1 protein-coding gene is annotated in these 606 nt (G+C 75.9%); it reads left to right on the forward strand.

Translation table 11 applies throughout. The annotated features are described in order from the left end of the window. Positions 1 to 606: ABC transporter ATP-binding protein (locus G3I40_RS12110; RefSeq protein WP_164302158.1), on the forward strand; the 606-nt coding region annotated here is incomplete at both ends.

Raw genomic sequence — 606 nt, forward strand, 5'->3', positions numbered from 1 at the left:
CCTGACCGAGGCGATCGGCGGCGTGCGCACCATCGCCGCCGCGCACACCGCGGACAAGGAAGCCGTCCGGGTCATGGAGCCGCTGCCCGAACTGGCCCGCCAGGGCATGCGCATGTGGCGCGTGCAGGGCCGGGCGAGCGCGGGCGCGGTGGCCCTCGCGCCCCTGCTGCAGATCGCGGTGATCGCGACGGCCGGCGTGCTGGTCCTGCACCACCGGCTGACCGTCGGCGAGTTGCTCGCCGCCTCCCGGTACGTCGTCCTCGCCACCGGAGTCGGCATGCTCGTCGGCGACATCGCCGGTCTGGTGCGCACCCGCGCCGCCGGACAGCGCCTGCAAGCCATCCTGGACGTGGACCCGCCGCGCCACGGAACGGCCGAACTCCCTTCAAAGGGCGGCCGGTTGGAGATGCGGGACGTCACCGTGCGGCACGAGGGCCGCACCGTGCTCGACCGCGTCGACCTGACCGTCCCCGCCGGCACCACCCTCGCCGTCGTCGGCGCGTCCGGCGCGGGCAAGTCGCTGCTGGCCGGGCTCGCGGGCCGGCTCGCCGACCCGGACACCGGCACCGTCCTCCTCGACGGCACCCCGCTGCCCGACCTGAGCCG

Origin of the sequence: Streptomyces sp. SID14478 (assembly GCF_010548525.1) — a bacterium.
GTDB lineage: Bacteria > Actinomycetota > Actinomycetes > Streptomycetales > Streptomycetaceae > Streptomyces.